The 26,390-nt window shown below is 56.4% G+C and carries 22 protein-coding genes; 9 read left to right on the forward strand and 13 right to left on the reverse strand.

The features are described from left to right. The first annotated feature begins 152 nt into the window (after positions 1 to 152). The gene (locus J0X15_RS00620) at positions 153 to 767 is read left to right on the forward strand and encodes a pyridoxamine 5'-phosphate oxidase family protein (RefSeq protein WP_231710227.1); all 615 of its coding nucleotides are present in this window, start codon (positions 153 to 155) and stop codon (positions 765 to 767) included. A gap of 140 nt (positions 768 to 907) precedes the next feature. Here the strand turns inward: J0X15_RS00620 and J0X15_RS00625 are convergent, their stop codons facing one another. From J0X15_RS00625 to J0X15_RS00635, 3 genes are all read right to left on the reverse strand, one after another. After that, on the reverse strand, positions 908 to 1,522 hold the full coding sequence (locus tag J0X15_RS00625) for a lytic transglycosylase domain-containing protein (protein WP_408015314.1): 615 nt from the start codon (positions 1,520 to 1,522) through the stop codon (positions 908 to 910). A 460-nt stretch (positions 1,523 to 1,982) separates the two neighbouring features. After that, positions 1,983 to 2,741: an N-acetylmuramoyl-L-alanine amidase gene (locus tag J0X15_RS00630; protein WP_206937316.1), complete on the reverse strand. Its 759-nt coding sequence runs from the start codon at positions 2,739 to 2,741 to the stop codon at positions 1,983 to 1,985. Then, the gene (locus J0X15_RS00635; RefSeq protein ID WP_206937319.1) at positions 2,738 to 3,430 is read right to left on the reverse strand and encodes a J domain-containing protein; all 693 of its coding nucleotides are present in this window, start codon (positions 3,428 to 3,430) and stop codon (positions 2,738 to 2,740) included. Before J0X15_RS00635 ends, J0X15_RS00630 begins: the two co-directional genes overlap by 4 nt. Before the next feature lie 360 nt (positions 3,431 to 3,790). On the opposite strand from J0X15_RS00635, the gene J0X15_RS00640 reads away from it, so the two are divergent. Beyond that, entirely contained in the window at positions 3,791 to 6,004 is a 2,214-nt protein-coding gene (locus J0X15_RS00640) for a putative bifunctional diguanylate cyclase/phosphodiesterase (protein ID WP_206937322.1), read from the forward strand. A gap of 74 nt (positions 6,005 to 6,078) precedes the next feature. Here the strand turns inward: J0X15_RS00640 and arsH are convergent, their stop codons facing one another. The 7 genes from arsH to J0X15_RS00675 form a co-directional block, all read right to left on the reverse strand. Then, complete coding sequence (gene arsH, locus J0X15_RS00645) at positions 6,079 to 6,771, reverse strand: arsenical resistance protein ArsH (protein WP_206938249.1); 693 nt, start codon at positions 6,769 to 6,771, stop codon at positions 6,079 to 6,081. A gap of 35 nt (positions 6,772 to 6,806) precedes the next feature. Then, entirely contained in the window at positions 6,807 to 7,217 is a 411-nt protein-coding gene (gene arsC / locus J0X15_RS00650; RefSeq protein ID WP_331461854.1) for an arsenate reductase (glutaredoxin), read from the reverse strand. Positions 7,218 to 7,435: 218 nt separating this feature from the next. Continuing rightward, positions 7,436 to 7,894: a winged helix DNA-binding protein gene (locus J0X15_RS00655; RefSeq protein ID WP_206938251.1), complete on the reverse strand. Its 459-nt coding sequence runs from the start codon at positions 7,892 to 7,894 to the stop codon at positions 7,436 to 7,438. Between the two features lie 169 nt (positions 7,895 to 8,063). Beyond that, the gene (locus J0X15_RS00660) at positions 8,064 to 9,368 is read right to left on the reverse strand and encodes a TRAP transporter large permease (RefSeq protein WP_206937324.1); all 1,305 of its coding nucleotides are present in this window, start codon (positions 9,366 to 9,368) and stop codon (positions 8,064 to 8,066) included. After that, positions 9,368 to 9,925, reverse strand: a complete 558-nt coding sequence (locus tag J0X15_RS00665; RefSeq protein WP_206937326.1) for a TRAP transporter small permease — start codon at positions 9,923 to 9,925, stop codon at positions 9,368 to 9,370. Before J0X15_RS00665 ends, J0X15_RS00660 begins: the two co-directional genes overlap by 1 nt. A 93-nt stretch (positions 9,926 to 10,018) precedes the next feature. Next, complete coding sequence (locus tag J0X15_RS00670) at positions 10,019 to 11,014, reverse strand: TRAP transporter substrate-binding protein (protein ID WP_206937329.1); 996 nt, start codon at positions 11,012 to 11,014, stop codon at positions 10,019 to 10,021. A gap of 155 nt (positions 11,015 to 11,169) precedes the next feature. Further along, entirely contained in the window at positions 11,170 to 12,378 is a 1,209-nt protein-coding gene (locus J0X15_RS00675; protein WP_206937332.1) for a glycosyltransferase family 87 protein, read from the reverse strand. Positions 12,379 to 12,547: 169 nt separating this feature from the next. Between J0X15_RS00675 and J0X15_RS00680 the strand changes: the two genes are divergently transcribed. The 4 genes from J0X15_RS00680 (at position 12,548) to J0X15_RS00695 (ending at position 20,888) form a co-directional block, all read left to right on the forward strand. Continuing rightward, positions 12,548 to 13,255, forward strand: a complete 708-nt coding sequence (locus tag J0X15_RS00680) for an MBL fold metallo-hydrolase (protein ID WP_206937334.1) — start codon at positions 12,548 to 12,550, stop codon at positions 13,253 to 13,255. Between the two features lie 40 nt (positions 13,256 to 13,295). After that, a complete protein-coding gene (locus J0X15_RS00685) occupies positions 13,296 to 14,870 on the forward strand; it encodes a glycosyltransferase family 39 protein (RefSeq protein WP_206937337.1) in 1,575 nt (524 codons plus the stop codon). Between the two features lie 173 nt (positions 14,871 to 15,043). Further along, on the forward strand, positions 15,044 to 18,628 hold the full coding sequence (locus tag J0X15_RS00690) for a hydantoinase B/oxoprolinase family protein (protein WP_206937339.1): 3,585 nt from the start codon (positions 15,044 to 15,046) through the stop codon (positions 18,626 to 18,628). A gap of 511 nt (positions 18,629 to 19,139) precedes the next feature. Next, complete coding sequence (locus tag J0X15_RS00695; RefSeq protein ID WP_209014979.1) at positions 19,140 to 20,888, forward strand: methyl-accepting chemotaxis protein; 1,749 nt, start codon at positions 19,140 to 19,142, stop codon at positions 20,886 to 20,888. A 78-nt stretch (positions 20,889 to 20,966) separates the two neighbouring features. Here the strand turns inward: J0X15_RS00695 and J0X15_RS00700 are convergent, their stop codons facing one another. After that, positions 20,967 to 21,689 carry a HugZ family pyridoxamine 5'-phosphate oxidase gene (locus J0X15_RS00700; protein WP_231710228.1) on the reverse strand — a complete coding sequence of 241 codons (723 nt, stop codon included), beginning with the start codon at positions 21,687 to 21,689 and terminating at the stop codon, positions 20,967 to 20,969. Between the two features lie 362 nt (positions 21,690 to 22,051). Between J0X15_RS00700 and J0X15_RS00705 the strand changes: the two genes are divergently transcribed. Then, positions 22,052 to 22,456: a BA14K family protein gene (locus J0X15_RS00705; protein WP_206937344.1), complete on the forward strand. Its 405-nt coding sequence runs from the start codon at positions 22,052 to 22,054 to the stop codon at positions 22,454 to 22,456. Between the two features lie 79 nt (positions 22,457 to 22,535). On the opposite strand, the gene J0X15_RS00710 is transcribed toward J0X15_RS00705, so the two are convergent. Continuing rightward, positions 22,536 to 23,312: an extensin-like domain-containing protein gene (locus tag J0X15_RS00710; RefSeq protein WP_206937347.1), complete on the reverse strand. Its 777-nt coding sequence runs from the start codon at positions 23,310 to 23,312 to the stop codon at positions 22,536 to 22,538. Between the two features lie 121 nt (positions 23,313 to 23,433). Between J0X15_RS00710 and J0X15_RS00715 the strand changes: the two genes are divergently transcribed. Next, entirely contained in the window at positions 23,434 to 24,060 is a 627-nt protein-coding gene (locus tag J0X15_RS00715) for a LysE family translocator (protein WP_206937350.1), read from the forward strand. 66 nt (positions 24,061 to 24,126) lie between these two features. Here J0X15_RS00715 and J0X15_RS00720 read toward each other — a convergent pair whose 3' ends face one another. Next, positions 24,127 to 25,275 carry a DUF2336 domain-containing protein gene (locus tag J0X15_RS00720; protein ID WP_206937352.1) on the reverse strand — a complete coding sequence of 383 codons (1,149 nt, stop codon included), beginning with the start codon at positions 25,273 to 25,275 and terminating at the stop codon, positions 24,127 to 24,129. Positions 25,276 to 26,047: 772 nt separating this feature from the next. Between J0X15_RS00720 and J0X15_RS00725 the strand changes: the two genes are divergently transcribed. Beyond that, a complete protein-coding gene (locus J0X15_RS00725) occupies positions 26,048 to 26,365 on the forward strand; it encodes a hypothetical protein (RefSeq protein ID WP_206937355.1) in 318 nt (105 codons plus the stop codon). The last annotated feature ends 25 nt before the right edge of the window (positions 26,366 to 26,390 follow it).

The following is a 26,390-nucleotide window of genomic DNA, read 5'->3' on the forward strand; positions in this document are numbered from 1 at the left end:
GGTAGAGCAACGCCGCACGTATGTGCCCCTCCCTCCCCAGCTTGAAACAAGCCAGCCCGACAAGGCACACGATGGACCAGACAGTTCCCCCTTCAGCCAGCCAAACTATTCCAGACAGCCAAGACAGACCGGCTTACGCCAAGATCCGTCAGATGAAACGCGGCGACTACGACCGCAACATTGCCAACCAGATCCTCGATCAGGGTCTTCTCGGTCATATGGGCTTCATTGATGACGACCATCCGATGGTGATCCCGATGGTTTACGCCCGGGTCGGCAACACGCTTTATGTCCACGGCGCCTCCACCACGCGGCTCGTCAAGGCGCAGGCAAAGGGCGTACCTGCCAGCCTTACCGTCACACTTCTGGACGGGCTGGTTGTTGCCCGGGCCGCTTTCAGCCTCTCGATGAATTTCCGCTGCGCCATAGTCCATGGCACCGCCCGGCTGGTCGAAGACCTGGAGGAGAAGGAAAAAGCACTGGCCGCAATCACCGATCACATGCTTCCGGGCCGCTGGGACGAAAGCCGCCCCATGCTGGCAAAAGAACTGAAAGCCACCGGCGTCTTGAAGCTCTCTATGGACCATGTCAGCACCAAGGTACGCACCGGTCCTCCCGGCGATGATGCAGAAGATCTTGATTTGCCAATCTGGGCCGGTGTAGTGCCCGTCACCTCGGCACTTGGCCAACCTGTCGCCGATCCGCACACCGCCGAGACGACGCCGGCTCCTGCCAGCCTTCAGGCCGCCCGCAAGAAATTCGCCTGACAGGTCCCGGCGATCTGGAATGAACAGCAGACCAGCGGGGGGTAATTTCTGCAGAGTCCTCACCCAGCGGAGTCATAAAAAAAGCCCTGCGCTCAGGAGAGCACGGGGCTTTTTAGGACCATCAGAAAGACCATAATCGCTTAGCTGTGAGCCAGAATGGTCTTGACCTTCTTGCAATAGCGCGCGCTGACCGGGTTCATGCGCTTGGCATAATGACCCGCGTTGTAGCGCAAAATCGTACCGCAGACGTCGCCGCCGGAGCGCTGATGAGCGCCTGCCAGATAACGCATACCCCACTCCAGGTTGGTTTCCGGATCGTAGAGAGACTTCGTTGATCCTCGGTAGCCAAGACCACGAGCGGTGGTCGGCTTGATCTGCATCAGACCAACTTCACCTGCACTGCCGCGCGCCCGCGGATTGAAATTGCTTTCAACCTGAACAACGGCTTGGGCGATTCCAAGCGGTACGCCATGCTTCTTGGCAACCTTACGGATCAGTGCAGAATAGTCAGCGCGTTTTTTAACAAAAGCCTTTGAGCGCGATACGACACGCTTGGACTTTTTGGTTTTCTTTTCAGCAGTCTTTGCAGTGCCGCCGGTTTTGCCATCTTCGGAGCGAGCAGCCTTCCCAGCATTAACCACACGAACAGGAGCACCCGGGTTATTCTGGTAGGATGGAACCACCTGCTGCGTGCCAGAGTTCTTTAACGAAATAGGTTCTGGACGTACCAACTGCGAACCGGAGGAAGCTGCCACTGCGGTGGAAGCGAAGCCAAACGTGGCCAGACCCAGGCAAAGTGCCTGAGCGAGTTTCTTGCTAGACTGCAACATCGAGCCGAGCCCCTTGTTGTTTTTGTGACGTGAGGAATTCGTTTCTGGGGCAGGAGAAGTGACGGGCTTATGAGACGAAAATCAGCCCGTTTTGATCACGAAATATTTCAAGAATTTCGTTAAAATCGTCTCGATTATAGTAAATATATCGGTATTTTTCGGTAATTCAGGCAAAAAAGAGGCAGAATCAAGCGCATTCTGTGACGCAGCTTGACGGCTTTATGACCACCCATATTGCAGAGCACAAACTAGCCAGGCACCGGAAACCACTTCCCAGAAATCTCGCTCAAGCAAAATCGCATCTGCATTGCCACTGTTAGAAACGCTGCGGCCGCGATTTGGTTCCAAGAAAAACTCGGGACCAGAAGACGATTTGCAGATGACCTTAAAAGCCAGGCAAAGCTGCCAGAAGACGGTGCAGCGTTTCAACGGTCGACTGATCAACTATCCCGTCTACCTTTTCAGGCCGGAAATGGCGCTGAAATGCTGTAACCGCATGGCGCGTGGTGGCATCAAATTCACCACTGACGTCCACACCATATCCATAGAGCACGAGCATCGACTGAACAGCCTCAACCGGCTGTCCCGCGTCACCTTCCTGCATGAAAAGATTGCCACCGATGGGCGCTGGATCTACATGATGACCAACACCCGCACGGGCCAGCGCCTCCCATGGAAACAGCTCACCCGGGTCTTCTTTCCGGTCCGGCGCAATATCGGAATGAGCCAGCACGTTCCACGCCGCAATGCCGTGACGCGCACAGATATCCAGCGCCAGATCGCTGACAGCTGCGATTTGCTGCTCGGGAAAAGGCCGATACCCCCATTCGTGACCGGGATTAACGATCTCGATTCCAATCGAACGGGAGTTGATATCCTCTTCCCCCTTCCAGGTCGACTTGCCAGCGTGCCAGGCGCGACGGCTTTCGGGAACACATTGGAGGATCTGTCCATCCTCATGGACGAAATAATGCGCAGACACTTCCGTCGACGGATCGCAAAGTCTTTGCAAGGCCGCCTCGGCGCTTGGCATTCCAGTGTAATGCAGGATGAGCATAGCGATGGTCGCCCCATCCGGCCGTGCACCGTGATTAGGCGAAGGATGAACCCGCGCCTTGACGCTCGTATCAGTCGAAATACTCATAATTGTCTTTCCGCCCGGATCTGATCCCAGGCAACATTCAGAGCAGCCAACCGGTCATTGGCGATACGCACGAACTCCTGCGGTACACCACGGGCCATCAGCTGGTCAGGATGGGTTTGGCGCACGGCCTGGCGGTAGTGGCGCTTCAACGCTTCATTGTCCAACGAAGGGTCAGCACCCAGCACCTTGTAGGGATCGCCATCACGGCGGGCATGTCGTGCCAGAATATGGTCGAACTCCCTTGCATCAAGGCCGAAGATTTCAGCCACCCGCGCCAGATATTCAAGTTCAGCTTCGTGCAGGACGCCATCCGCTTTCGCAATATGAAAGAGCCCGTCGAGAATATCGATCAGGGTGATCCGGTCATAAGGGAACAGATCGGCCAACTTTTTGGCATAGATTTCAAAGCCCGCGACGTCTTCCTTGGCCAGGTTGAAAAGGCGCACCACATTGCGGCCTTCCCCCTCTGGAACTTCGAACAATTCGCCGAAAGCCAAAACCTCGTCATTTGTGACAATGCCGTCAGCCTTTGCCATTTTCGCCGAGAGAGCGATCATCGCAACCGTAAAGCCGACCGTATTCGCGCCTTCAGGTTTCGCCAGAACAAGCTGAACCAGACGATCGACAATCTGGGCACCGCCGGAGCCGATGGCCGAGACGATGCTTGCCAAACTGCTCCAAACGCTCAAGGGGAAACTCCTGATCGGACACATGAATACGGGCTGATAGCAAGGGAACTGCTCCCCGCCAGGGCCAGACCGCCGCCGTTGAATCAGGCGAACGAGACAACGTTTTATCCGCAGGGCCCCGACTTGCAAAGCCCTGTGCGGACTCCACGTTCCGCAGTGCATATATTACCGTCGCTCGCCGAGATTTAACCAGCAAAAATTCCCCTGCGAAAACTAGCTATTTAAACGTACATATTCACCTTGGCTAAACCTCTGCACGCTAGAGTGATCCCAATTGACACTGGTTAGAGATTAGCTCGGATGAAGACGGTATCCGTCAATAAAAACACTTTTATATTTTTATTTACTGCTGCGTTCGTCATGCTGCTGGCGCTTGGAATCTATGCTTCCAACCGACTGATGAGTTATTGGATCCTGAAGGATAACCTTCAGGAAACTCTAGCGAACTTCCCCGAGGCCCTCTCGCAGCAGCGACTGGGTAGCGACTTGAAAATCGTCATCGAGGCACGTGGGAAAAAGTCTGAAATCAGTGGTATGCGCCTCTCTGCCGCACCCAGCGAAACCACCAGTTCTGTGCCCACCGAGACCAAAGCCGAGCAGGATGCAGCCCTTCGTCGCCTGCGCGCTGCCTTATCAAAATTGCTTGAACCATCGCAGATTATGGACATTGTCCCCGCCGGGATCAGTGATCTGGAATTCCCGGCGGCCTCTCCTCTTGCCAAATTGACGGCCAGCTCTGCACTTCCCGCCGGCTCGCTTGAACACACCATCGCCCAACTGGCCAAAGCGTCGGGTCCGGTGACCCGTCTGGCACTCGATTGGCGTGGTGTCTTCAGTGAACGCTCCTATGTTTTGGTGCCACTCTTCCACAGCGGAAAGATCAATGGCGCGCTCGTCGTTCTGGCTGACCATAGCCCTCGCATCGCCGCCAACACACTCACGACGACAGTTGGCACCGCAATTGTTGCCATCCTCTGCCTGGCCTCTTTCCTCTTTGCCGGATTTCTTCTCTGGGTTCGCTTTCGCGATCAGGTCAAGACCAACCAGCACATGGAATACATGGCGCATCATGACGCCCTGACCGGGCTGCCGAACCGAGCCGTCTTCAACGCACAGCTAACCGAAGCCCTGAGGCTGGTCCACGCCAAGGCGACCAACATGGGAATCATGTTGATCGACGTCGATAAATTCAAGGAAATCAATGACACCCACGGCCACGGCACCGGCGATATCTTCCTTCAGGTGATTGCTGAGAGATTACGCTCTGTGTTTGGCGACCACCTCGTGGCCCGTCTGTCCGGTGACGAATTTGCTGTCATGATCAAATCGGTTTCCGATGTAGGGCGACTGACAAAACTGGCCGCAGACATGAACCGTGCCACGGTCGCCCCTTGCAACATCGACGGCAAGGAGATCAAGATCTCCCTGTCGATCGGGATCGCTCGAGCCAGCGACGGTAGCTGGAGATCGTCGCGTGTTCTGCACTGCGCCGATCTGGCGCTCTACCGTGCCAAGCACAGCGGTCGGTCCACTTTTGCCTGGTACACATCCGACATGGATGCCGATGCCCAGAAGCGCAAGGAAATCGAAGAAGGACTGGAGAAGGCCTTGCGCCTCAACCAGTTCCAGATCCTTTATCAGCCGCAATACTCGCTCAGCGACAACAAGCTGAAGGGTTATGAGTCCCTGATCCGCTGGCATCATCCCACAAAGGGAACTATTTCGCCCGAACTGTTCATCCCTGTCGCCGAAGACTGCGGACTGATCGAGGACATTGGCGATTGGGTGCTTTTCAACGCCTGTCATGAAGCCGCCGGCTGGGAAGACAAGAGCCTCCGGGTTGCCGTGAATGTTTCCGCCGCTCAATTCAAACCGCAGGAAACCGAACGCAAGGTCGCCCAAGCTCTCGCTGAAAGTGGACTGGCACCGGAGCGTCTGGAGATCGAGATCACGGAAAGCTTGCTCATCGCCAACACGGATGCCGTGGTCGAGACCCTGAACAAGATCCGCGAAATGGGTGTCTCCATTGCCATGGATGACTTCGGCACAGGTTATTCATCCCTGAGTTATCTGAGCCGCTTTCCCTTCGACAAGATCAAGATCGACCGGACCTTCATTCGCACGCTGGGCCAGGAAACCAGCACCGATGCCATCGTCACTGCCATCATTGGTCTGGGTCGCTCGCTCGATGTTCAGATCACCGCCGAGGGCGTGGAAAACATGGACCAGGTCATCCTGCTGAGAGCCGCCGGCTGCGATCTGGTGCAAGGCTATCTTTATGGCCGTCCAGGTCAGGTCAGCGATGCACCGAGTGTCCACGTCGGAAAGATGGGACCCAACAATGCCGCTCCCGACCTGCTGTATGAAAGCGAAAGCCGGGCCTCGGGGCACTCAGACGCTGACGTGATTGGTCAGGTGAACGGGCAATTCAATCCAATCATCAAGGGTGAAGAGATCACCCCGGTGACCAAGGAAAATGTCGAGCTTGCTCGCCAACGTCTCGCGGCGTCCGGCCCCTCCGCTGCAGGCCCTGGACCGTCAACCTCGCCTCTACAGGCCGCTTCTTCTTCCTGAAGGGCAACAGAGATCACATTGAAAAGGCTGCCCAATGAGGCGGCCTTTGTCGTTTGGTCACAAGGCAACATGCCTCAAATAGATCGTTGGTTGACCCGTTTTGACAGCTCGACAGCGCTCTCCTTGCGCTCGGAGTAACGATCCACCAGATAGTCGGACTTGCCGCGCAGCAGCAGCGTGAACTTCATCAGCTCCTCCATGACATCAACGACCCGGTCATACAGCGCTGAAGGTTTCATCCGACCGTTCTCTTCGAACTCGAGAAAGGCTTTGGGCACAGAAGACTGGTTCGGGATCGTCACCATCCGCATCCAGCGCCCCAAAATCCGCAACTGATTGACTGCGTTGAAGGACTGGGAACCACCAGAGACCTGCATCACCGCCAGTACCTTGCCCTGGCTCGGACGAACAGCTCCCATGCTCAGCGGGATCCAGTCAATCTGCGCCTTCATGATACCGGTCATTGCACCATGGCGCTCTGGAGAGCACCAGACATGTGCTTCTGACCAGAGAACGAGATCCCTGAGTTCCTGAACTTTCGGATGCTCTGGTTCCGCATCGTCCGGCAGCGGCAGGCCGGAGGGATCAAACACCCGCACTTCGGCACCAAGCCGTCGCAGAATGCGTGCGGCCTCTTCCGTCAACAGCCGGCTATAGGATCGCTGACGCAGGGAGCCATACAGCATCAGGATCCTTGGGGGATGTATCAGCGATGCAGCACCAAAGAGCTGATCCTCATCAATGGCTGGAAGCAAATCTTCGTTCAACGCCGGAAACGTGGCTTCACTGGAGTCACTCTCACTCACGCCCCGGGTCCTCCAACCACATCACCATCTTCCTTGGTGAAGCTGGCAATCGCACCTTCAGGCAGTAGCTCAAGCACCTTTTCTGAGGGACGGCACAAAGCGACGCCCATCGCTGTGACGACGATCGGCCGATTGATCAATATCGGATGCTTCATCATGAAATCGATCAGCTGATCATCGCTCCAACGATCCTCACCGAGACCCAGTTCGTCGTATGGTGTTCCCTTCTGGCGCAGAAGATCACGCGTCGGGATGCCCATACGCTCAATCAGGCTGACAAGCTCATCACGGCTCGGCGGGGTGATCAGATACTCGATGACCTGCGGATCCTCGCCAGCTTCTTTCAGCATTGCAAGGGTATTGCGGGACGTTCCGCACTTCGGATTGTGGTAGATGGTGGTCGGCACGATCTTGCTCCTGAAGCACCGCTTTCAAAAACTCGGGAACCTGCCATCGCCGGCTCCACGTCATTCAACGGCATTGAAGACACAGAGCCGTTGGCAGACTCTATTCATTTCGAAAATACACGAAATAACGAAGCGTTTAATGCCAGATATGCCACTGAGCAATACCCGGTCATCAAACGGCACCAGATTTGTTGCAATGCGCGGAGAGCCGGTGAAAGTTACATGGAGGCCGCTGCACGCGCCGCCTGATCATAGTGACCGGAAACCAGCCGCAAAGTCGCCGCGAGGCGAGAAATCTCAGCCTCGTCCAGACCCAGCGCCTTCATCGGATTGACCAAGAGGGCTTCGCGCAAATTCTTGTACTCGTTACAAGCCTTTTCGCCCTCCGCAGTGATGGCAACAGTCTTTTCCTTGCCCCTCTTGCCCGTGGCGATCAGACCGATCTTCTCGAGCTTTTTCAGCGCATAAGTCACCGTGTGAGTGTCCTCGATGTTGAGCACCAGACATATATCGGCAAGAGTTTTTGGACGCCCCCGGTGATTGACGGTATGCAGCGCCAGAATATCGAGCGGTCCAAGCCCCTCGGCACCGGTTGCCGCCATGCAGCGCACCATCCAGCGGTGATAAGCGTTGACCATCATCGTCACGCCGAATTCGATTTCCGACAAGGCTGGCATTGCACCCGAGGCTAGATGCGCAGATGAGACCACCGGTCCAATGGACGGTGCCGCGACGGTCGGCGTTTCGGGGGCAGTGCCGCTATCCCTGGTCTGCTCGTTCACGTCGTTCTCCACTCGGCTAAAGATATGGCCGCCCCCAGCGCAGAACCGGGAGCGGCTGCTTCCTTTAATTGGAAAGCATGTTTTCTGGCAACCACAAGGCGATCCCCGGGAATGCCACGATCAAAACGACGGCAAGCACCATCAACAGGAAGAACGGCAGAGCCATTCTCGCAACCTTGAAGATGTTGTGCCCCGTCATGCCCTGCAGCACGAACAGGTTGAAGCCAACCGGCGGGGTGATCTGGCTCATCTCTACGACGAGAACCAGATAGATCCCGAACCAGATCAGGTCCATTCCCGCCTGCTCCACCATCGGCAGGATCACCGAGGTCGTCAGCACCACAACGGAGATCCCGTCAAGGAAACACCCCAGCACAACGAAGAAGACGGTCAGCGCCACCAGCAGCTGCATCGGCGACAGGTTGAGAGATCCGATCCAGCCTGCAAGTTCACGCGGAATTCCGGTGAACCCCATGGCAACGGTCAAGAACGCTGCCCCGGCCAGAATAAACGCGATCATGCAGGAGGTGCGGGTAGCTCCCAGAAGCGCATCGCCAAAAGTCTTTCGCGACAAGGTTCCCGAAAAGAACGAGAGGATCAGCGCTAGCAGCACGCCGAGTGCTGCCGCTTCGGTTGGAGCTGCCAACCCGGCGTAGATCGATCCGATCACCCCAGTAATCAGCGCAATCACCGGGACCAGCCGACGTGATGCCCTGATGCGTTCGCCGAATGGAACTTTCGCTTCCGGCGGCGGCATCCTGTGACGGTTCAACAGTGCCCAGATGGCCACATACCCCATGAAGAGCACACAAAGCATTGCCCCGGGAAGCACACCGGCCATGAAGAGCCGCGAGATCGATTGTTCAGTTGCTGAGCCATAGACGATCAGAATGATCGATGGCGGGATGAGCAGGCCCAGAGTGCCCGAACCGGCCAGTGTGCCGATAGCCATGACTTCGTCATAGCCGCGACTGCGCAGTTCCGGCAGAGACATCTTGCCGATGGTGGCCGTGGTTGCAGCAGAGGACCCAGAGACAGCCGCAAAGATGCCGCAACCGAGAATGTTCACATGCAGAAGCCGGCCCGGCAGGTTGCGCATCCACGGTGACAGGCCGGCAAACATATCCTCAGACAAGCGCGATCGGAACAGGATCTCTCCCATCCAGATAAACATCGGGAGGGCCGTCAGATCCCAGGAATTGGATGCCCCCCACACGGTGGTGGCAAGCACCGGACCGGTCGGAGCCGACACCAGCAACATCATTGCAGTGAGGGCCACACCGAAGAGAGCCACAGCAACCCAGATACCGGTTGCAAGCGCGGCCAGCATGCCCAGGCCGAGACAGAAAGCGACGAGTGAAAGATCCATCAGTCTCCCCCCTCCCAGGCTTCGCCTTCGTTGGCGACATCATAACTGAGGTCACGACCAGTCAGCGCATGTATGAAGTCGTCCAGAAGGGCGATAGAGAAAACGGCAAGGCCTAGCGTCATCACCACCTGCGGGATCACCAGAGGGATCGGGATCATGCCGAAAGAGACTTCATTGTAGGCATAACTGTCCAGCGCCTGCAGCGCCGAGTGCCAGGTGAAATAGCCAGACAGCAACAACGCAACGCCCAGGCACCAGATTTCAAAAAACCGGGCAAGACGGACTGGCAAATGTTGCAGGAGAAGGCTGACTCGAATGTGGTCGCCGCGACGCAGCGTGCCTGCGAGAGCCAGAAAGCTGGCGGAAACCAGAAAGAACCCGCAGATTTCTGCGAGAGAGGGAACGAGGAGCCCAAGAATTTCGAACCCGAGGATCTTTCGAACCCCATCTATGATGCGGCCAAAGACCTGCAGCACAACCAGGCTTGCGATGGCGACAAGGCAGGCAGCCGCCAGTCCCAGTGCCAATCGATATAGGGCATCCAGACCAGCGCGCATGGGCATCAGCTCCGGTAATAGCGAGGGGAATGGCGATCGGATGCTTCTGGCCTCGACGAGGCCAGAAGCGGGAATGAAAGGCTTCGACGTAAATTAGTCGAGGAATGCCTTGACGATAGCGCCACCTTCGTCGCCGGCGCTTTCAGCCCATTCAGCTGTCATCGTGTCGCCGATTTCCTTCATCGCGCTTAGAAGAGCTTCGGATGGAGCTGCAACCGTAATGCCATTGTCGGACAGAATCTGTGTCTGCTCATCGGTCTCGGTCTTGGAAGCTTCCCAACCGCGCGTTTCCGCCTCAGCTGCAGCGTCCAGAACGGCAGCCTGTTCTTCTGCAGACAGGGCATCGAACGCGCTGGCGTTGACGATCACCATGTTCTTCGGCAGCCAGGCCTGGGTATCATAGTAATGATCCAGGTAATCCCATGCCTTGGAGTTGGCACCCGTCGACGGTGACGTGATCATCGCTTCGACGCGACCCGTGGAGAACGCGGTCGGCAGGTCAGCCACTTCGACCTGGGTCGGCACGGCGCCGGCCAGCTGGGCGAGGCGTTCGGTCGAGGCGTTGTAGGCGCGGAACTTCAGGCCCTTCAGGTCATCAATCGTATTGATGTCCTTCTTGGAATAGATGCCCTGCGGCGGCCACGGCACCGTGTAAAGCAGCTTCAAGCCCTGAGCGGACAGCTTCTCTTCAAGTGCCGGCTTGGAGGCCTGGTACAGCTTGAAGGCGCTGTCGTAGGAGTTTGCCAGGAACGGCACGGAATCAACGCCGAAAACCGGGTCTTCGTTGGACAGGCGGGAGATCAGCAGTTCGCCGATCGGAGCCAGGCCCTTACGTACGGCATTCTTGATTTCCGGATGCTTGAACAGTGAGCCAGCGGAATGCACCTGGATGCTCAGGCTGCCGCCAGTCTTGTCTTCGATGTCCTGGGCGAATGCCAGAATGTTCTGAGTGTGGAAATTGCTTTCGCCATAGGGCGTCGGCATATCCCACTTGGTTTCAGCCTGAGCTGCACTCATGCCACCCAGGGAAACGGCAGCAGCGGCCAGAAGGCCAGCACCGGCCAATGCGGAACGACGCGAAAAAATCATCAGTATTCTCCTCTTGGAAGCGGGACTTTGTCCTCTTGATTCCTGCCCAGCGCAAAGATGAAAGGCAGGACTGCAAGCAAGCTAGACCGCAGCGAAAAAAACATCAACAATTTATCGACAAAATATCAAAACAGCCCGCAATCTCATCATACCGCCTAGAGTTGAGGCGATGGAAGTTCGGTCTTTATGCCAGAGTTCGTCTGGATCGCCCGCCGAATGCACGCTGCGAATACCAGGACATTCGGCAAGAAAGCCGCCGAATGGTCGAGCCTAAGGCCCCACCCACTCGTGAAGAACATCGCGATGAAGGCAAGCAAAAGCATCTCCGCCTCGATCCGCAAGAAGCCTCCGGGCCACCCAAGCCGCATCAGGAGAACGACCGGAATTGCCAACAAGGCAAGATCGTAGTCGAGGATGAACGGCGTTGCCAGGCAAGCAGCAGAGACGAGAACAGCACCCTTGATAGCAACGGGCAGCGCGCCCCGCCAGATCCAGGCAACCGTGACGAAAACCAGGATGGAAACCAAAGCCTGAAGCCCGCTTGCCACTCCAAGGGGTACATCAAACTGCCGCAGAAGTCCGAACAATGACGCAAACTTTGACATCGGCACCATCGCATCCACCAGCCATGTGTTGGCAAAGGGAACCTGATCGAGAAAAGCCTGCCAGGTTTCAAGGCCAAACACCAAAGCACTCAACAGCGCGACAGCAACAGTGGTAGCCGCTGCAGCAGCAAAGGCCTTCCAATAACCACCAGCGAGGAAAGCCACGGGCACCAGCACACCGAGATGTGGTTTATAGGCCATCAAGCCTATCAAGACACCTGCCAGGATCTCCTGACGTCGCTCCAAGGCTGCAATGCATCCCCCGAACAGAGCGACGTTCAACATCGCGTTCTGACCGTGCAAAACCCCGAAGGACAGTCCAGGCCAGAGGAGTGCAAAGAAAGCGACGGAACTCGACTGCGCAAGGCCTGCGAGGGCCCAGCAAGCCAGTCCGACGGAGAGAATGACGAACACCAAAACTGCTGCCATGTAAGGCAGGAAACCAAGCGGCAGAATATAGAGAAGCCAGGTAGGTGGATAGAAAAACGCAAACTTATGCCAGACCATCAGCTCTTTCTGGCGGGCCGAGAAATCCTCGTAGTGATAGGGCAGTACGGGGTCGCCCCCGACGGCACTATGGGCAGCCGTCCAGAACGAGATGAAATCCGCAAAGAACGGCTTGCCGTCGCCAATGAACATATTGGCGATGTCCCAGCCGAGGCGACCCATGTAGATCACGATGACAAAGGCAGCAACCGCCTTGGCGATCTCGCTGCGATAAAACCTGGCAACAAATCCCTCTTGTCTCTTTTCGTTCATCAGAGACTGTCCGCCCCCCTGCCCCGCCTTGACCATTGCCATCCCTTTGCCCAAGCTTTGTGACCTGCCGTCTTCTCATATGCGCAAAGCCCTGAAGATCTGCTAAACCCTGTCAGAATCGCCAAGCCCTTCGTACCCGCAGGGACAATTCAGCCAGAAGGAGATGTCAATGAGTGAAGATGCAGCTGTTGAGTCCGTCCGCTATGACATTCTCGTGCCTGGATCCAGCCTCGCCATGGAAGGTTGCTTTCTCGGCATTTCAACCATTGTCCTGATCGAAGCCGGCGGTAAACGAGCTTTATTTGACTGCGGTCATTTTACCACTCGCCGACTGTTACTCGCAGCGCTTCGAGAAAGATCACTGGCACCATCGGACATCGACATTGTCATCCTGTCCCACGCGCATTTCGATCATGCCCTCAACATCGACCTGTTTCCCGACGCACAGGTTTATCTGAGCCAGGAAGAGTGGGACTACATTCAAGCCCCTTTCCCCGACGATCCGGCAACCCCGCCCTATATCGCTGACATTCTACGCAAGACATCGCTTGTTCTGATCGAGGGCGAAGTGGAAATCCTGCCCGGCGTCACCGCTTTCCCCACCCCGGGCCATTCGCCGGGCCATATGTCGCTGGAGCTTGTGAGCTCTGCGGGCGCAGTTGTTCTGGCCGCCGATGCGGTAAAAACAGCACGCGAAGCCCTGTCCGGCATTCCCGATATGGAAATCGACCCCAAGCAGCGCGCAGCCGCTTCTTTGCAGGAAGTCTTGCGGCGCGGACGGACGATCGTACCGGGTCACTTTCCCCCACTGACCCGCCATGACGACGGCAGAATAACCTGGAGCGAAATTCAGGTCGCACAGCTTCTCCTGCGCTGAACTACGCGCCAAACGTCCGCCCGCCAAGGATCAAGCCGACATGAGCCGTAAAGAACCTGCCAATACGTCCACAGCTGGACAGCCGTTCTTCAGCCGCTTGATGCAGGCCACACCACGAACGATCATGACCGTGGTCCTGATGATCGCGACGCTGATCCGGATGCCACTGCTGACCCGGACGAGCCTCTGGTATGATGAAGCGGCCTCCTGGGAGCAGTCACGCGGTACGTTGGCAGAGCTGATCGCCAAGGTCGCTGCCGACAATTACCCGCCACTTCACAATCTCATTCTCTGGCTTTTCATTCATCTGTTTGGCGACAGTGAGAGGATCCTGCGCCTGCCATCCTTGCTCGCAGGCGTGTTGGCGATCTGGCTGCTCTATCGACTGGGAGAGGAAATCGCAGGTTCTGCCACCGGAATGTGCGCAGCTGCGCTTCTGGCAATCTCGCCGTTTCATGTCTGGTATTCGGGCGAAGCGCGCATGTATGCGCTCTTCTGCGCCCTTGGCCTTGCTGTCATGCTGGCGCTTGTCCGCTATCTCAAGCGGCCAGACACAGCCGGATTTATAAGGTCGGCTGTTTTAGGCGGGCTGTTTCTCTGCACACATATATATGCCGCCTTCGGACTCGCCGGCGCAGCCACAGGGCTTGCAGTCTTTGCAATCCTGCCTGCCTCATCAAGCGCTCTCTCCAGGAAAACCGTTTTCAAGGCGCTTGCCGCCCTGGCGGTGAGCGCACTGCTGTTTACCCCCTGGGCTCTGGTCTTATTTGGGCGCGCCGAGACTGTTGTGTACGATGGCTTCTGGATCGCCTATCCGAGTGCCGACATGTTGCGAACCATGGCGCGAGAGATTGCCGGCAACAGTCAGATCTTCTGGCTGTTGGTTGCGCTTGCCGGCATCGGACTGTTGCTTACACTTTTCAGGCGGCGTCCATCGACAGCCTCTCCTGCCACTATCAAATGGCTCCTCCCCCCTCTTGTCGGCTTCACCATCGCCCCAGTCCTCATCGGCTACGCTCTTTCAATCACGCTCCGGCCGATCCTGTTCGACCGTTATCTGATCGCCGCCTTCCCCGGGCTCTTGCTGCTGGCCTGCCTTGGGGCCAGATCCCTGCTCCCACGAGGCGGAGCGCTGGCACTCATCGCCGTTGTCTTGTCTCTTGCGGCTGCGCCATTGGACCAGGTCGTTCTCGACAAGCTGAAGCCGCAATTTCGTGAGGCGGCCTTTGTCTATTTCAGGGAAAGTCAGACCGCGGTCTCCGACGGTCGGCTGCAGCCGCTCTACGTCTATAATCACGAAAGCGCGCTCGCCCTCAGCTATTACCTAGAAGATTTGACCGACATCCGCACACTCGACAGCCTGAAAATTCCCCGAACCGAAGATCCGCAACAGAAAATCTGGCTTGTTGCCAGCCATCTGAACAAGTCGGAATGGCAGGGTCTCACGAGCGCCGCGCCAGACGGCTATGCAGAAACCTTTCGTTGGCAGGGCTTTGGTTGGGGCGCCGGCGGCATCACTCTTTTGCGCTTTGAAGACCTCGCCCCATCAGCCGCACCCACGCACGATCTCTCCGTGACATCACACCCTGCCGGATCAAACAATCCGCCAGATTGAGAGGGTGAGGTCAGAGGTCTGCAATGACGTTGCGAACAATCTGTACGGATAAATCCAAGCTTTAACGTTGACATTTTATCGATAAATTGAAAACGATAGGCACTTGAAAGACAACATGCGGGACAAAACGAGGCGAAACAGCCATCCTGCATCTCCAGAGCAAGGAAGATGAAATGACAGCCAAGTGGGATTTCTGGGTCGATCGTGGCGGCACTTTCACCGATATCGTCGGCCGGGCTCCCGATGGCAGCCTGCATCCACACAAGGTGCTGTCAGAGAACCCGGAAGCCTACCGCGACGCGGCCATTCAAGGCATCCGCGAACTGATGGGTATCGAGACCGGCGCACCAATCCCCTCGGACCAGATCGCCAATGTAAAAATGGGCACCACGGTTGCGACCAACGCCTTGCTGGAACGCAAGGGCGAGCGCACCGCTCTGTTCATCACCAAAGGTTTTCGGGATGCGTTGGAGATCGGCTATCAAGCGCGCCCGGACATCTTTGCCAAGGAAATCATCAAGCCGGAACTGCTCTACGAAAAGGTCTATGAGATCACAGAGCGTGTTCGCGCCGACGGCGCCCTTGAGACTGCACTGGACGAGGCTGATGCCCGTGTTCAGATGCAGGCCGCCTATGATGCCGGCATCCGCTCCATCGCCATCGTCCTGATGCATGCCTATGCGTTCCCGGATCATGAAAAGTCTCTGGGTGAAATCGCTCGCAATGTCGGGTTCCCGCAGATCTCGATCTCTCACGAAGCGTCTCCTCTCATGAAGCTGGTGGGGCGAGGCGACACAACCGTCGTCGATGCCTATCTGTCACCGATCCTGCGTCGCTACGTCAGCCAGGTTCAGGAAGAGCTTGGCGAGGGCCCAGCGCTGATGTTCATGCAGTCGTCCGGCGGCCTGACCGCTGCGGACCTGTTCCAAGGCAAGGACGCCATTCTCTCCGGGCCAGCCGGTGGCGTCGTCGGGGCGGTTGAAACCTCCCGCATGGCAGGCTTTGACAAGATCATCGGCTTCGACATGGGCGGCACCTCGACCGACGTCTGCCACTATGACGGCGACTACGAGCGCGCTTTCGAGACCGAAGTGGCTGGTGTGCGCATGCGTGCGCCGATGATGCGCATCCATACGGTCGCAGCCGGCGGCGGCTCGATCCTGCACTACAAGGATGGCCGCTTCCAGGTCGGCCCAGATAGCGCCGGCGCCAACCCGGGGCCTGCCTGCTACCGCCGCGGCGGCCCGCTCACCGTCACCGATGCCAACCTGATGACCGGCAAACTGGCACCAGAGTTCTTTCCCAAGATCTTTGGCCCCAACCGCGACGAGCCTCTCGATTCACAGGCGGTGACCGATAGATTTGCAGAAATGGCCTCCGACATTGGTGACGGCCGGTCGGCAGAAGATGTAGCAGACGGCTTCCTCAAGATCGCCGTCGAAAACATGGCCAATGCGATCAAGAAAATTTCCGTGCAGCGTGGCTATGACGTAACCGACTATGCACTGACCTGCTTCGGCGGCGCGGGTGGTCAGACAGGGTGTCTTGTCGCCGACACACTCGGCATGAAGACTGTGATCGTTCATCCGTTCTCCGGCATTCTCTCCGCCTATGGCATGGGACTGGCCGACATTCGTGCGGACCGCCAGCAGGCCGTCGTCAAGCGCCTCGACGACCAACTCCTGACGGAACTCGAAGCGCTGCGCGACACGCTCGCCGCACAGACCGAGGCTGAGCTGGAGCGCCAGTCGATCACCTCAGACAAGCGCGAAACCCGCGCCATTGCCCACCTGCGCTACGACGGAACCGACACACCACTGCCTGTCGCACTCGCCGGTGTTGCGCAAATGCGCGAGGATTTCGAAGAGGCGCACCGCAAGCAGTTCGGCTTCGCCTATGAGGAAAAGCCTGTTGTCGTGGAAGCACTAGAAGTCGAAACCTTCGGTGGCGGTGCGGGCATCGACGAACCGGACCAATCGCTGACGTCCGACACACCCGAAGCTGCCAAGGCGACCCGCTTCTACAGTGATGGCCAGTGGCACGACGGCACGGTTTACACCCGTGACCTGCTTAAGCCGGGCGCCAAGGTGATGGGCCCTGCCCTGATTATCGAGCCGCATGCGACCATCGTTGTTGAGCCGGGCTGGCAGGCCGAAATCAACGCCAAGGATCACGTCATCCTCAACCGTGTCGTTGCATTGAAGCGCGCCGATGCTATCGGCACCCACGCTGATCCGGTGATGCTGGAGGTGTTCAACAACCTCTTCATGTCAATCGCCGAACAGATGGGCGTGACCCTTCAGAACACCGCTTATTCAGTGAACATCAAAGAGCGTCTGGATTTCTCCTGCGCGGTATTCGATGCCACCGGCGCTCTGGTCGCCAATGCACCACACATGCCGGTTCACCTCGGCTCCATGGACCGCTCCGTTGAAACGGTGATCAAGCTCAACGAGGGGCAGATCAAGCCAGGCGACGTTTTCGCGCTCAATGCCCCGTATAACGGCGGCACCCACCTGCCGGACATCACAGTTGTCTCGCCGCTGTTTGACGACGAAGGCAAGGAAATCCTCTTCTGGGCTGCCTCTCGTGGACACCATGCAGACGTCGGCGGCTCGGCTCCCGGCTCCATGACCCCGCGTGCCACCACAGTGGATGAGGAAGGCGTCCTCTTTGACAACTTCAAGCTGGTCGACGAAGGACGTTTCCGCGAACAGGATCTGATCGATCTCTTGACCGATCACAAGTTTCCGGCGCGCAACCCTCACCAGAATGTCGCCGATCTGCTGGCCCAGGTTGCCGCGAATGAAAAAGGCATTCAGGAACTGCGCAAGATGGTCGGCCACTTCAGTCTGGACGTGGTGCAGGCCTATATGGTCCACGTTCAGGACAACGCTGAAGAAAGCGTCCGCCGGGTGATCTCTGCCCTCACCGACAGTGAGTTCGAATATCCCACCGATCAGGGATCCGTGATCAAGGTCAAGATCTCCGTCGACAAGGAAAAACGCGAAGCCACCGTCGATTTCACCGGCACGTCAGGCGTGAAGCTCAACAACTTCAACGCCCCCGAGCCTGTCACCCGCGCGGCTGTGCTCTACTGCTTCCGTGTGATGGTCGATGGCGATATCCCGATGAATGCGGGCTGCCTCAAGCCGATCCACATCATCTTGCCGGATGACTGCATGCTGCGCCCATCATACCCGGCGGCCGTCGTTGCCGGTAACGTAGAGACCTCCCAGCATGTGACCAATGCACTGTTCGCAGCCCTGGGCGCCATGTCGAACAGCCAGGGCACGATGAACAACCTGACCTTCGGCAATAACACCTATCAGTACTATGAGACCATCTGCTCAGGCTCACCAGCAGGACCCGGGTTCAAAGGCACCGACGGCGTCCACGTGCATATGACCAACTCCCGCCTGACGGATCCGGAAGTACTGGAATTCCGTTTCCCGGTTCTTTTGGAGGACTTTCACATCCGCAAAGGCTCCGGCGGCAAGGGTGAATGGTCGGCAGGTGACGGCACACTCCGGACGCTGCGGTTCCTGGAGGAAATGGATTGCGCCATCCTCGCCTCTCACCGGACCATTGAACCGAAGGGCATGAACGGCGGCGAAAACGGCGAACTGGGCCGCACAGAAGTCCGCCGTCTGAATGGGCAGGTCGAGGTCCTTGATGGCTGCGATCAGACCATTCTGAAGGCTGGCGAGGCCGTGACAGTCATCACCCCGACCGCAGGCGGCTGGGGCAAGGCCTGACATTTAACTTGAGCAGACTGCCTTACCCGGCAGTCTGCTGTCCCTGATGGTCCGGCATCGGCGATCAGGCAGCACTGCAAAAATGCTCTCTATAAGAAGAACCCGTCGAGATCATCGGCGGGTTTTATTCGTCTGGAACTTGAAGTCAGTCTGTTCGGTCAATGCGCCATGCGTACTCCTTGGAGCAAAAGGCATGAGACCTCACACCTTCACCCGGACACCACCGAAAGCACGCGTATAAGTAGAAATTCGAAAGCTTCTACGGCCGCACTATGCTGCATCGCAAAATACATACGTAATTACCCTTACTCACGACAGCCAAAGACACCTGTCATTTATGACAAGGAAAAAATACAACTCTAAAACGAACATCATTAGCCATTAAAAACATAGACTTGTAAAAATTTAACGTCGAAACACAAAGAATTATTAACCGCTCGAAATCACTCTGGTTGCAGGCGTCTCATTCAATTGCACGCTCTCAACCCTTAGACCGTTCGGGCAAAAAATTATGCTTTCCATTGCATTGCATTCGGTTTCCGCCAAGATCCTGTACCTGGTAGCACTCGTAAGTCTTGCAACGGTGTGCGTCGCCGCGATTGGCGTGGGCCAAATGAGCAAGATCGGGCATGAGCTTGCTTCCATAACCGAAAACAACATCCCGCTGACCAAGACGGTCAACACAGTAACCTCGCATCAACTCGAACAGCAGGTTCTACTGGAGAAGATGCTCCGGACAGCAAACATCCATCTCGAAAATGAAGCCGCCCAGCTGCACTCATTGGAACAGCAAATCGAAAAGCTGACGCTGAGGGTGGAAGACGAACTCAAGGAAAGCGAGCAACTCACCCGCGCAGCGCTTGCCCATGCCGAAACGGACTATGATCGCTCGAAGTTCAGTGCCTTCCTGGACGAAATCCTCGTCATTGAAGGGGAATATGCCATTTTTGAGGAGCATATCTTTTCCATCATCAAGGCCATCGATGCCAATGAGATGGAAGAAGCAACGCGACTTGCCCAGCTGATCGAGGAAGAAGAAGCCCGCCTGGATTCAGAGCTGGTTCAGCTTCAAAGCGCGCTGGACATATTCACCTTGGAAGCTGCCCGATTGGCCGTCGAACATGAACAAACCGGCATCAGGCGGATGGTAATCATCGCCATCGTGTCTGTCCTGTTGGGGGCGACCCTCGCGGTTCTCTTTGCCAATTGGCGTATAGCACGTCCTCTCAAGGCGGTTACGGCAGCCCTCATTTCCCTCACCAGGGGAGACACAAGCGTCAGTGTCACCGTCACCAACAAGGACGAAATCGGCGCCTTGGCCAAGGCCTTTGAAACTTTCAAGACCACGATGATCGAAATCGAGCGGTTGCGTCTGGAGGCCATCGAAGAAGAAAAGCGGATCGAAACGGAAAAACGTGACGCCACACTGCGCCTGGCAGACAACCTTGAAGGAACGGTGAAAGCCGTTTCCGACAGCATTGCCTTAGCCATTCGTGATCTTGAGGAAACAGCTCAAAGCATGGCTGCCACGGCCACACAAACCTCTGAACGCTCGAATGCTGTTGCATCGGCAGCGCATCAGTCCGCCACGGGCATCCAGTCGGTTGCGGGTGCTTCAGAGGAATTGTTCAGCTCCATTCAGGAAATCAGCCGGCAGGTTACGGATGCCATGTCCGTCGTCGCCCAGACCTCCAGCCAGGCAGCCGACTCCAGCCGTAACGTCGAGAATCTCACGCAAGCCGCAAGCAAGATCGACGAGGTCGTCAATCTCATCAATGACATTGCCGGACAAACCAACCTCCTGGCCCTCAATGCAACCATCGAGGCGGCACGCGCCGGTGAGTCCGGCAAAGGCTTCGCCGTAGTGGCAGCTGAAGTGAAGGAACTGGCAACACAAACGGCCAAAGCGACCGATGACATCCGAAGTCAGGTTGAGGCCCTCCAACATGGATCATCGGAAACCCGACAGGCAATTACAGACGTTGTCGGAGCCATCCTCAGGATGAAAGATCAGATCGGGTCCATTGCCGCCGCCGTGGAAGAACAATCCGCCGTCACCAACGAAATTGCCCGCAATGTCAATGAAGTCGCCACCGGCAGCGAGGATATCAGCATGAACATCAACGATGTCAGCCTGGCTGCGACAAGTGCCAGTGCATCTGCTGAAGAACTGCGAGCAACAATCGGCTCGCTCTCAGGTCAGAGTTCCATGCTTCAATCCGAACTGGATGGCTTTCTTCTGAACATCCGCGCAGCCTAAAGGCACCACCGCTGCCACAAGGAAAAGCCCGTCACGCAATTGCTGACGGGCTTTTGTGCTTGTTCAAGGACAGGTCAATCAGCCCGCAGCGCTCTCCTGCATGGCCCGCGCCTTCTTCGCCAGCGCCACCAGGCCCATACGCATCTCGGTATCACCTTCCAGATGATCGGCGTACCAGAGCCGCTCTATTCGGTTGCCATGCCTCAGATCTACGCCTTCTGGGTCCAGACCACTGATGAGCCAATTGCCATCGCCCGCTTTCAGTAAAACTTCCGCATAGAGTTTGATGGCATCCCGATGATCTTCGTTCATGTGCGCGATCGCCCCAGCCTCACGTTCCAAAAGCTGCGCACACGCCTCAGAGCTGAGGATCAGGTCTTCCGTGGTAAGAGCGTAGGCGCGCCCAAATCCCCCATTCAGACTGGCGCCCAGGACCTGCAATCGGAAGAAATCAAAATCAAGGAACTCTGCATAAAGATCCGACTTGGGGTTCTTGGCAAGAAATCGGCGTTTGACCCTCTCCCGCATATCAGACCCTCGCTCGACTTTCTCCGCGCTGCAGGCCACGGACATCCGTGGATGTGCCAATGGATCACCTTTGCCCACATCGCCCACTAGCAGCGAACAGCGCAGATCCGCAGCGAGCGCCTTGGTATGGCCGGAAAGTTGGGAAATCAGAATGATCGGTGTGCCATCTAAATCGGTGGCAAGCGCAACCCGACTGGCCAAAGGATGACCGCTCTCCGGCTCCAAGGTCGCCAAAGCGCCATGGCGTGGAAGGCGCAAAAGGCCTCGCCCCATGCGTTTTGCCTCAAAATCTGTCGGCAAAATTACATCTTTAGATTTTTTTTCAGAGGAGCTTTCACTCGCTCCGGACGCGGTTTTCAGGTCGTCATTCATCACGTTCGCTCCGGCGAATTTCTCGAATTCGTCTTTAAAAACGGCCTCTTCGCGCCCTCGGCCAACTCCCTCTAGGGAATATTTATACCGGCCGTGGCGGCCGTTAGAAAGCCGGTTTCATTCACATGAATGGAAGATGAACAGGGATCTCAGAACCGGTTCAGCCGTTCACCTCCATATTGGCTGCATGAACAACGGGGCGCAGCGAACCCACTGCCCCCCGAGACATCAAGAGCCAAACCGATCCCCTGAAGGAGGATATCATGACCAAAACAAAGAAAATCATTGCAGTCTTTTTGACCGGTACCTTCTTGCTGCCGGCTGTTTCCGCCGCCGAAGCTGGCTCCCGCCATGGCTGGAGAGATCACGATCGCGGCTCTCGTCACCACAACTATCAGCCACGCCGGCACAACAACAACCGGATTGATCCCGGTGCAGCAGTTGCCGCAGGCATCTTTGGCCTGGCAGCCGGTGCACTGATTGCCGGAGCCGCCAACAATCAGCGGAACACTTACTCTGCTCCGGTCCCCGCTCCAGGAACAGCAACCATGGGTTACCAACCCTGGAGCCCAGCTTGGTACCGCTATTGCTCAAGCAAGTATCGTTCGTTCAACCCGAACACTGGCACCTTCACCACTTATGGCGGTGAGCAGAAATTCTGTCAGTAAGGACGGAACAGACACCATCAATAATGAAAGGCCCGGGGTTCTCCGCTCCGGGCCTTTCTCTGTCTACCTCAGAAACAGTTCATTGGCAGATCAGATAGGTACAGGTTTTGCCGTGGCAGCCGATATCCAAGTGAAAATGATTACGGTGATTGGCATCAGCATCCGGGCCCAGGACCGTTGTGAATTCAGAGCATGCCGCCGTGTGCACTGCCTTGAGAAAGCGCCCCTTGGGAGTGTCTTGGGCCCAGTCCTGCTCGACAGAAACTGCGCCTCCATCCTCCAGCTTAAATCCCATGACGTCGATTGCCTTGCCCAAGGCATGCTCAGAGATTTTACCGGTCGGCCGATTATTCCGGCGTCGGCAAACATACCCCGGCCCTGTTTCCAACTCCGCAACATGCGTTTTCAGATACAGTCGGGCAGCTGGTTGAACGCCCTTGCGAACAAAACGCGCAAAACTGCCAGCAAACTCACAGGTGATTGCCGGATGACCGCTCAGATCCATTTCGCTGGATGTACCGACAGAACGTAAGGATACCGCAGAGGGCACGCCGCAGGCGCCCTTGCCCGAAATCGGAGGTAGAACCTTCAAATCCACCCCGTCAATCTCACAAGATTCAGCGCTGTACTCGCCGGGATCAAGCCGCCGCTTCAATGACGGGTTCAGAGGGCGTGAGGGCGTGCTTTGGCTCTGCGACGCAGAAGTTGTGTCAAACTTGGAAGGTTTTGCGACAGGAGAAATCGGATCGGCCGGATCAACCATGTGGTCAGTCTCGCTACCTGAGAACGGCGCTGCAGCCGGCTTTTCCAGCGGGACCGGCTGACCGTATGCCGGCAGTACCGCGGCACTTGCCATCCCTAAAACGACAGCTCCGGTGCAAGCCACCACGGTTCGCAAGCCAAGAGCTGATAGCCTTGGTCTAACGGCTGCGATAGATTGCCACGACATATATCTCGACCCTTTCAGGAAAGCCCTCATGTCGTTTGAACTCTTCGCGGCTTATGTAGTTGCAACACTCATCGTCTTGGCCATCCCAGGTCCGACCGTCATGCTGGTTGTCAGCTATGCATTGACCCAGGGTCGCAAGACAGCAATTGCCAGCATCCTAGGAGTTGGTTTGGGTGATGCGACTGCCGCCACCGTATCATTGATGGGCATGGGGGCCGTGCTGGCAGCTTCCGCCACTCTCTTTACCTTTTTGAAGTGGGCCGGAGCAGCTTATCTCCTGTGGCTGGGTTTCAAGCTGTGGAACACCAGACCAGCAAACCCAGACACAGAGGAGCAGGCGCAGAAGCCAGTCACACCTCAAAAGGTCTTCGCACATTCCTTCCTGGTGACCGCGTTCAATCCCAAAAGCATCATGTTCTTCATTGCTTTCTTGCCGCACTTCGTAGTGCCCACCGCTCCCGCAGCGCCGCAGCTGCTTCTGCTTGGAACAACTTTTGTCGTGCTCGCAGTGGCGAATGCCAGCCTGTATGCCCTGGCAGCAGCCGAAGTGGGCCATCGGCTCAAAAAGCCGAAGGTTCTGGCACGTGTGCAAAAAGGTGGTGGCGCACTACTCATGGCAGCAGCACTGCTGTCCTTGAAACTTCAGAGGAACTGAAGTCCCAAGAACGCAGGCAATCCCCGGTAGTCCTGAAACAAGTCAGGGCCTGGAAAAAGAGTGGGGTCAGGAACCCTGTACGGCTGGACGTTTGCGCTTGGTCAGGAAAACACCCGCATCGGCCGTCTCTTCCTCTTCCGGGTCATCTGGTGGACCGGCCAGGCTCGCGCGCAAGCCAGCCAACGCGGTTTTTGCAGAGTCGACGGTGAAGGCTTCATAGCGCTTCATAGCATCATTCAACTCATGCACGCCGGTTCCTAATCGGCGCGCCCTCATCGTCAGAATATGCTTGAAAGCAGACACATCGAGATCATTGGCTTTACACAGAATGATCAGGGGCTTGTCTGATTTTGCGTAGATCAGACTGGAGATGGAGGCAGCCGGCAGGGAATTCACGGTCGCCAGCAAAATTCCAAGTTCGGCTGCCTTGTCGCCCTTTGCAAACAGGCCAACGGCATCTTCCAGAGAAGTCTTCTTGGCCCGGACTGCCATGATGACCTTCTTGGCCTGCTCCATGCTCTGACCAACCCGGCTGGCACGTGCTTTGACCTCTTCCATTGCGCGTCCAGCAAGCGTCGTCGCCAGCGTCTCATTCTCTCCGCCTTTGCCAAGCCGCTCACGCAGCTCGTCACTGACCATATCACCAAGGTTCTTGATGATGGCTTCCGGAAGATCTTCCCGCTTCACCAGGGCTTCAAGCAGCGGTGTGTTGGAACGCGCTTTCTCAACCAATTGGGTGAAGGTTTGCTGCGCCATTCGCGCCCCGGAGTTGTTGGCGACCTTCGTCAGAACTTCTTCATCGCCATGATTGACAAGCGCTTCGGTGACCTGCTCATCAAGGCCCTCCCGATCCGCGATGGCCCCCAGGTGCTGCATGCTTTCTGACTCAGCCAGGCCCGCCAGTTCCTCATTCGTAAGGACAGGAGATTGCTCAAGCACCGGCTTGGCCACGACGATGGAGTCTTTGGCCAGACTGGAAATAAGGTCTTTGGGGGCAGCTGGGTGGGAGCAAACTTTTTGTGAAAGCGCCATCCGGGTTTCTTCTTCAAGCTCGCCAAGCACGCGCATGACAATATCGCCGAACAAAAGACTGACCTGTTCAGCCTCCGTATTCTTCGATGCCAGGAACAAATCGGTTACCGCAGTAATCAGATTCTTCCGGCCATTTTTACTTCCGTCTTTGGCAAGATCGGAAAACATGCTCAGGTTCAGCATGACACCCTTCCGTTAAGTTAGCCCATCTAGGTGGAAGGGCTCTTTCTCCATATATGCAATTTTAACAAACTAAATGGAAAAAAATCGTTCACAAATCTGAAGAAGAGACTGCGTATTACTTCGTATCCACAATCGAACGATCGAAGCGCCTTTAAAGCGAAGTAGAATAATAAAACAACTTTTACGACATCAATCACATTGCAGCGCACAAGATGCATGACATTGATACTAAAAATCAATTTCTAACAATGGGGATTCAAACAGTCATTTTGGACGTACTCTCCCGCTGCGCAGCAACTTTTTTGCTTCGCTTCACCGTCAAGCTCTCATAAACTTGCCGAGGTTTTGCGACGAAACCGGGAGGCCAAAATGACACTGACACGCAACCTGAATATGATCGCTTTCTTAGTAGCGTTCGCTTTCTTGGCAGCCATCGTTCTGGGGATCGTCTGATAGACTTCCCCGTCTGTGCAGGCGCACTTCCAAAGCGCCTATTGGACCGCGTTATGCCCAGAAATGGGCCTTTTTCGGGTTGAGCCGAATTGAAGGCACTGCCAAATCTGAACACATGATCCGGAGCAATCGCTCATAGCGAGCTCCGGATTTATTGTGTCTCCAACCTCTTAAAATTAGGTAACCAAATCATCAGCCGAATCGGTCATGCACATCTACGCTGCATGGCCAACCAATCATGACCTTTGTGCCGTCACACAAACCAGCCCCCGACGTCCCTGCATGTGAACCTTTCACAAGCATCAGCAGGAGATGATCAATGGCCACGATTTGGGGTGTAGTGAGCGAGGCGGGAGCAATGCTCTCAGGCAGCACGGACCGGGATGGCAACCCAGCATTCAAAGTCGCGAACGTATCTCCCGGCGTGTATCAAATTGTGTTTGAGAGCACCTTCCCTAGCGTTCCCGCCATCACAGGATCGCAGGTCCTTTATGGAAAAACCTCTGAAATTCCACTCGACAACATCGTCTTTCCCCTGCTCGACGCAGAAGGTGCGACCGCCGTGGTTGGAGATTCTTCCGGAAACCTGATCAACCGCAGCTTTTCCTTCATCGTCGCCGGTGACGATGGCAGATAAGTAAAAAGGCTCCGCAGCCAGCGCT

Source organism: Roseibium limicola, assembly GCF_017313085.1.
GTDB classification, from domain to species: domain Bacteria; phylum Pseudomonadota; class Alphaproteobacteria; order Rhizobiales; family Stappiaceae; genus Roseibium; species Roseibium limicola.

Coding starts and splice junctions, on each gene's coding strand:
- J0X15_RS00620 (WP_231710227.1), top strand. CDS start 153: ATGAAACGCGGCGACTACGACCGCAACATTGCCAACCAGATCCTCGAT.
- J0X15_RS00630 (WP_206937316.1), bottom strand. CDS start 2,741: ATGAGTATTTCGACTGATACGAGCGTCAAGGCGCGGGTTCATCCTTCG.
- J0X15_RS00640 (WP_206937322.1), top strand. CDS start 3,791: ATGCTGCTGGCGCTTGGAATCTATGCTTCCAACCGACTGATGAGTTAT.
- J0X15_RS00655 (WP_206938251.1), bottom strand. CDS start 7,894: ATGCCAGCCTTGTCGGAAATCGAATTCGGCGTGACGATGATGGTCAAC.
- J0X15_RS00660 (WP_206937324.1), bottom strand. CDS start 9,368: ATGGATCTTTCACTCGTCGCTTTCTGTCTCGGCCTGGGCATGCTGGCC.
- J0X15_RS00665 (WP_206937326.1), bottom strand. CDS start 9,925: ATGCGCGCTGGTCTGGATGCCCTATATCGATTGGCACTGGGACTGGCG.
- J0X15_RS00670 (WP_206937329.1), bottom strand. CDS start 11,014: ATGATTTTTTCGCGTCGTTCCGCATTGGCCGGTGCTGGCCTTCTGGCC.
- J0X15_RS00675 (WP_206937332.1), bottom strand. CDS start 12,378: ATGAACGAAAAGAGACAAGAGGGATTTGTTGCCAGGTTTTATCGCAGC.
- J0X15_RS00680 (WP_206937334.1), top strand. CDS start 12,548: ATGAGTGAAGATGCAGCTGTTGAGTCCGTCCGCTATGACATTCTCGTG.
- J0X15_RS00685 (WP_206937337.1), top strand. CDS start 13,296: ATGAGCCGTAAAGAACCTGCCAATACGTCCACAGCTGGACAGCCGTTC.
- J0X15_RS00690 (WP_206937339.1), top strand. CDS start 15,044: ATGACAGCCAAGTGGGATTTCTGGGTCGATCGTGGCGGCACTTTCACC.
- J0X15_RS00695 (WP_209014979.1), top strand. CDS start 19,140: ATGCTTTCCATTGCATTGCATTCGGTTTCCGCCAAGATCCTGTACCTG.
- J0X15_RS00700 (WP_231710228.1), bottom strand. CDS start 21,689: ATGGGGCGAGGCCTTTTGCGCCTTCCACGCCATGGCGCTTTGGCGACC.
- J0X15_RS00705 (WP_206937344.1), top strand. CDS start 22,052: ATGACCAAAACAAAGAAAATCATTGCAGTCTTTTTGACCGGTACCTTC.
- J0X15_RS00710 (WP_206937347.1), bottom strand. CDS start 23,312: ATGGCAAGTGCCGCGGTACTGCCGGCATACGGTCAGCCGGTCCCGCTG.
- J0X15_RS00715 (WP_206937350.1), top strand. CDS start 23,434: ATGTCGTTTGAACTCTTCGCGGCTTATGTAGTTGCAACACTCATCGTC.
- J0X15_RS00720 (WP_206937352.1), bottom strand. CDS start 25,275: ATGCTGAACCTGAGCATGTTTTCCGATCTTGCCAAAGACGGAAGTAAA.
- J0X15_RS00725 (WP_206937355.1), top strand. CDS start 26,048: ATGGCCACGATTTGGGGTGTAGTGAGCGAGGCGGGAGCAATGCTCTCA.